Consider the following 6,193-nt stretch of genomic DNA (forward strand, 5'->3'; position numbering starts at 1 on the left):
GGACCCCTAAGAAGTGGGGTCCTATTTTTTGAGTAAGCGTATCTATTAACTTTATTAAAAAATATAAAAAATGTCTGAACATACAAACAATACAAATCAAGACTCAGTCATTAGCGTTAGAGCGATGGATATCATCACATCGATCGTGTTCCTGGCAATAGGCCTGACAGTGATGATTGGTAGCCTGAAGTTGGGTGCTAGCTGGGGTGCCGATGGCCCAGAAGCTGGTTACTTTCCCTTCTATATCAGCTTGATCATCATGTTATCTAGTACGGTTACTTTGTATCAAGCTGCAATCGTGAACAAGAAAAAGAAAGCCGAATCTTTTGTTGATAGTGAGCCCGCCAAGCAGGTGATGGCGGTATTATTGCCGGCGATTGTGTTTGTGCTTGGTGTGCAATTGATTGGCATTTATGTTTCTGCGGCCCTCTATATCGCGGTCTTCATGGTGTGGTTGGGAAAATATCCAATTTGGAAGGCGGTTGTTGTCTCTGTTGGAGTGAGCGCGGCCCTTTACCTCATGTTCGAATACTGGTTCCAAGTTCCATTGCCTCATGGCACATGGTTCAATCCACTCGAGTTTGTGGGCGTAAATTAAAAAACAATAATTATTAAAAAAGATTAAAAAAGGAGTCTAAGTTGGAAGAAATTAACGCTCTATTCAACGGCTTTGCCGTTGCAATGACACCCTTTAACTTGCTATTAATGCTTGTCGGTGTAACTCTTGGTGTGATTATTGGTGTATTACCTGGTTTAGGTGGTGCGAACGGTATTGCGATTCTGTTGCCATTGACCTTCACCATGCCACCAACTTCAGCGATCATTATGTTGTCCTGTATTTACTGGGGTGCATTGTTTGGTGGTGCGATTACATCCGTGCTGTTTAATATCCCTGGTGAACCGTGGTCTGTTGCGACAACCTTTGACGGTTATCCAATGGCTCGTAATGGTAAAGCTGGCGAAGCATTGACAGCAGCGTTCACATCCTCATTTGTGGGTGCATTCTTTGCGATTGTGATGATTACCTTCTTGGCACCATTGGTGGCGAAGTTTGCCCTCCAATTCGGCCCGCCGGAGTTCTTCTCGGTCTACCTCTTGACCTTCTGTAGTTTTGTGGGCATGAATAAAGGTTCGCCATTTAAGACAATTTCAGCAATGATGCTCGGCTTTGCGTTGGCTACCGTTGGTATGGATACCGTGACTGGTCAGCTGCGTTTAACTTTCGGTAACCCAGAGTTGATGCGTGGTTTTGACTTCTTGATCGCTGTGATCGGCCTGTTTGGTATTGGCGAGATTCTTCTTTCAATGGAGGAGGGCTTGGCATTCCAAGGTGCTGCAGCGAAGATTCGCGGTAAGGTTGTTTGGGAAACTTGGAAGCAGTTACCAAAATATTGGGCCACTTCATTACGTAGTTGCTTAATTGGTTGCTGGATGGGTATCACTCCAGGCGGCGCTACCCCTGCATCTTTCATGGCTTATGGTGTTGCAAAGCGTGTTTCTAAAGAAGGTGACAAGTTTGGCACCGGAAAAATGGAAGGTATTGTTGCTCCAGAAACAGCGGCTCACGCTGCTGGTACAGCTGCCTTGTTGCCAATGTTGTCATTAGGTATCCCAGGATCACCAACAGCTGCTGTATTGCTTGGCGGTTTGTTGATCTGGGGCTTACAACCAGGCCCATTGCTCTTCGTTGAGAAACCAGACTTCGTTTGGGGCTTGATCGCTAGTATGTACTTAGGTAACTTAGCAGGCTTGTTTGTTGTATTAACTTGCGTGCCATTGTTTGCCTCAATCTTGAGAATTCCATTCTCTATCATTGCCCCAGTCATTATTGTGATTTGTGCGGTTGGTGCATATACCGTTCACAACGCGATGTTTGACGTTTGGTTGATGTTGGGCTTCGGTGTGCTGGGTTATGTCTTCAAGAAACTCGATTACCCAATGGCTCCTATGGTCTTGGCCTTGGTGTTGGGTGACCGTGCAGAAGACTCATTCCGTCAATCCATGTTGTTCTCACAAGGTAGCTTAGATATTTTCTTCTCTAACTACTTGGTAGGTGCAATCACTACATTGGCTTTGGTATTGCTGTTCTGGCCATTGATTGGCAAGTTTGTAGGCAAGAAAAAAGCTGCTGCAGCGTAAGCTAAACAGCGAAATCAGTAAAGAAAAGGGGCGCAAGCCCCTTTTTCTATTTCTGCAAAAAATCCGATAAAATCACCCCATCATGAATTTCCGCAAAAACCGCCTCATTCACTGGATTGCTGCCTTTGCAATCGCAATGAGTGCACTTGCGCCAGCAGTTTCTCAAGCGGTATCGCTAACGAAGCATGGCCAAGGTTTTGCCATGGAAATCTGTTCTGCTGATGGCGCTAAGGTGCAAATTCAGGTGCAGGGCGATGAACAGGCGAATGAATCTGAATTTATGCAGCCTTGCCCATACTGCGTAGCTCACACAAGCATTACTCCATCGTTCAATACGAATCTCACATTTCAGGCACCGCAAACATTGTCTTTGCTGCCACAGCTTTTCTATCAATCACCCAAGCCCCTCGCTGTTTGGGTAACGCCCCCTTCAGCAGCGCCTCCAGCAATTACCTAACACTACATCCCTCCCTTTTTTGGGTTTTGTAATTGACCATTCTGGTCATTGTTTTGGTGATGCAAATGAAATTAGTAAAAATTACGCCTATGGCGTTGGTAGCTTTTTTAATGTGTTCTGGCGTATATGCACAAATCAGTCAAGAAATTGATTCGTTAACAGTAACCGGCATTCAGGAGGCTCCGTTAACTCAAACTTCGCTATCTGGGGCTCAACTTAATCAATCTCGCGTTAATACCAACAACACCGCTGCCATGCTGCTTAATATTCCCGGGGTCAGCATGTACACCAATGGTGGCGTATCGGGATTGACATCTATTCATGGTTTGGCGGATGATCGCGTTGCAGTCAAGGTCGATGGAACGGATCTATTGGCTTCATGCCCAAACCATATGAATTCACCACTGTCCTACATTAGCCCATCAAATGTGGGTAGCGTCAAAGTGGTTACAGGCCTATCCCCGGTTAGCATGGGTGGCGATAGCTTAGGTGGCGTGGTTTCTATTCAGTCTTTGCCGCCAGTCTTTGCTAATAAGGGTGAAACACTCCAACAGGGGGAAGTTGGAGCATCCTATAGTAGCAACGCCAGCGCGATTGCTGGCAACTTAAATATTACCGCTGCTGGTGATGAGTTCAGTGCTAACTACACTGTAGATTCTGCAAAGGCAGGGAATTACACTGCCGGCGGTAACTTCAAGCCTGCTGGAAATGGGATATCTCCGAGCACAGTCGGCGCCTCTAAATATATTGCAACCAATCAACAACTCTCTTTAGCTTGGCAAAAAGATAACCACTTGGTTGAATTTAAGACTAGTTATCAGTTCGTTCCATTTGAGGGCTACTCAAACCAGCGTATGGACATGACGAAAAATATTGGTACGCAATTTAATTTGAAGTACACGGGCCAATACGATTGGGGTAAGTTGGAAGCCCAAGCCTATAACCAGATGGTGAATCACCAGATGGATGACAACGTTGGGGCTAGAACGAACGCAGCTGGAACTGCTCAACAAATGCAAATGCCAATGTTGACTGCAAGTGCAACCAATGGAGTTAATGTAAAAGGCACTCTGCCGATTTCAGAAACTTCATTAGCTAGACTGGGCGGTTTATTCCAGACTTACAAGTTGAATGATTGGTGGCCCGCTGTTCCCGGAAGCATGGGAATGATGGGTCCAAACACAATGCAGAATATTAATAATGGTACGAGGGACCGCGCTGGTTTATTTGGCGAGTTAGAGCAGCAATGGACGAAAGAGTGGATGGGGTTAGCTGGTTTGCGTGTTGAACAGGTAGCGTCAAATGCGGGGAATGTTCAGCCATATAGCAATACGAATAGCATTGGCATGGGCATGATGTCTATGTCAACAGATTATCGTCGTGATTCCAATGCATTTAATGCGCAGCAACATCAGCAGACAGATTACAACTGGGATTTAACTGCCTTATCTAGATATAAGCCCGATGAGAATCAAAACTATGAGGCAGGGTACTCACGCAAGACACGTTCCCCTAATTTGTATGAGCGCTACACCTGGTCAACAAACTCCATGACCTCGATTATGAATAACTTTGTTGGTGATGGTAACGGCTACTATGGAAACGTTAGCTTGGCACCTGAGGTTGCAAATACATTCAGTTTTGCCAGCGACTGGCATGATGTTAATAAAGAGCGTTGGGGTTTTAAAACAAATCCTTATTACACCTATGTAAGCAACTATATTGATGCTGTATGCGGTTCTGCCGCGTATGCAGCGCCATGCAAAGCAAATCAATTTAATGTATTGCAATATGCCAATCAAAATGCACAGCTTTACGGCATTGACCTTTCTGGCTTTACTACCCTTGGAAGTCATCCGCAGCTTGGAAAATTCCAGCTAAATGCGCAAGGCTCGTATACACGTGGACAAAACGTAACAGCTGGTACCAATCTGTATAACATCATGCCGCTCAACGGTACGGTTGGGTTGGTGCAGTATCTCGGTACACACTGGACCAATACGATTCAAGGTCAATTTGTCACATCAAAAACTAATGTGAATTCAGTTAGAAATGAAGTGCCAACTGGTGGATATTCATTATTTGCACTCCGATCATCTTACGATGATAAGAAATACCGAGTGAACTTGGGTATTGAGAACTTATTTAATAAGCTCTATGCCATACCGCAGGGCGGGGCATACCTTGGTCAAGGCCCATCCATGGGTATGAATTCTGTCCCATGGGGTAACGCTGTTGCTGGCATGGGCAGAACATTCTATGTCTCTGCAAATATGAAATTCTAAATAACAATCACGGGCATCAATTTAAGGAAAGCTATGAATTATCGACACATAAAGCTAGCAATAGCAGCGCTATTAATAACGGTTTCTTCAGCAGCATTTTCTGGGTCTAATGACCCGCTCTTCATCAATCTTTCAACTGATGAATTGCATCGTTCAAGTATGGCGATTAACTTTGGTAAGCATCATTCTGCCAGCGGCCACCCATTAACAATCTTCCTAAATGATAAGGCGGTGATGATGGGGGTGAAAGCCGGCTCTGCAAAGTTTGCTGATCAGCAGCAAGCCCTAGCGGAGGTAATTAACAACGGGGCTTTGGTGATCATGTGCCCAATGTGTCTAAAGCAGGCTGGTTTTACTGAAGCTGATTTGATTCCTGGTGTAAAGCTTGGTGGACCAAAAATAACTGGTGATGCTTTGTTCAAAGATGGTACTAAGACAATGAGTTGGTAGTAGAGTGAAAGAAAGCGAACCCCGCTGATCGGGGAAATTATTACTTTCTTAATATGATGGGTATTCGGTGGATTTAAATTTAACTAGGGAGATTTACGAATGAAAAGTAATACATTATTAAATGCATTGTTGCTTGCTGTAATGGGCTTTGGTTTGGTTGGTTTTGCGCAAGCTCAAAACGCCAAAGTAGGCTCTCTGCAAATTGAAAATGCCTATACCCGCTCCACCGTACCTGGCCAAATGGCTGCCGGTGGTTTTATGAAGATTGAAAACAAAGGCGGTGTGGATTTATTGGTATCAGCTAGCTCTCCAGTAGCTGGCGAGGTCCAATTGCATGAGATGGCCATGGAAGGCAATGTCATGAAAATGCGTCAAGTGAAAGACATCCCCGTGCCGGCAGGTGGCGCAGTTGAGTTAAAGCCAGGCGGTATGCATTTGATGTTTATGAACATCAAGGCGCCATTGGCTGCCGGCGAGACTGTTCCCGTTAAGCTCAAGTTTGCTAAGGCAGGCGAAGTAGAGGTGAAGTTTCCGGTAAATGCGATGGGTGCTCACGGTGGAGCCATGAAGCATTAATATCTTCTGTGGAATTCATTTAGATTTGGTAATAAAAAAAGCCCCTAGTTTTTGAACTGACCCACAAAAGTTGGACACCCAATCCAACCAAAAGGGGTCAGCTTCATGAGCAAACACAGTGCGCAGTTCAAGTTAAAAGTAGTTAATGATTATCTAAGAGGTGGAGGCTACCTGAGGGTAGCTAATCATTACGGCATCAATACCACCGATGTCCGCAAATGGGTTTTGACCCATAAACTACATGGAGTATCTGCCCTGCAAAAGAGGGGTTATCAACAGTACACCC

At 45.0% G+C, this 6,193-nt stretch carries 7 protein-coding genes; all 7 read left to right on the forward strand.

Features of this window, described 5'->3' with window-relative positions; all coding sequences use genetic code 11:
- Positions 1-70: 70 nt before the first annotated feature.
- On the forward strand, positions 71-598 hold the full coding sequence (locus tag ICN30_RS05665) for a tripartite tricarboxylate transporter TctB family protein (RefSeq protein ID WP_216273900.1): 528 nt from the start codon (positions 71-73) through the stop codon (positions 596-598).
- Positions 599-639: 41 nt separating this feature from the next.
- Positions 640-2,139 (forward strand): tripartite tricarboxylate transporter permease, encoded by a 1,500-nt coding sequence (locus ICN30_RS05670; RefSeq protein WP_216273902.1) that lies wholly within the window; start codon positions 640-642, stop codon positions 2,137-2,139.
- Between the two features lie 82 nt (positions 2,140-2,221).
- On the forward strand, positions 2,222-2,596 hold the full coding sequence (locus tag ICN30_RS05675) for a DUF2946 domain-containing protein (protein WP_216273904.1): 375 nt from the start codon (positions 2,222-2,224) through the stop codon (positions 2,594-2,596).
- A 65-nt stretch (positions 2,597-2,661) separates the two neighbouring features.
- Positions 2,662-4,881, forward strand: coding sequence for a TonB-dependent receptor (locus ICN30_RS05680; protein ID WP_216273906.1), 2,220 nt, complete (start codon positions 2,662-2,664; stop codon positions 4,879-4,881).
- 33 nt (positions 4,882-4,914) lie between these two features.
- Positions 4,915-5,331, forward strand: coding sequence for a DsrE family protein (locus tag ICN30_RS05685; RefSeq protein ID WP_216273908.1), 417 nt, complete (start codon positions 4,915-4,917; stop codon positions 5,329-5,331).
- A 99-nt stretch (positions 5,332-5,430) separates the two neighbouring features.
- Entirely contained in the window at positions 5,431-5,907 is a 477-nt protein-coding gene (locus tag ICN30_RS05690) for a copper chaperone PCu(A)C (protein WP_216273909.1), read from the forward strand.
- A 105-nt stretch (positions 5,908-6,012) separates the two neighbouring features.
- The coding region (locus ICN30_RS05695) for a transposase (RefSeq protein WP_216273910.1) at positions 6,013-6,193 on the forward strand (181 nt) is incomplete at its 3' end.

The sequence above is a fragment of the Polynucleobacter sp. 31A-FELB genome (assembly GCF_018882405.1).
Lineage (GTDB): Bacteria > Pseudomonadota > Gammaproteobacteria > Burkholderiales > Burkholderiaceae > Polynucleobacter.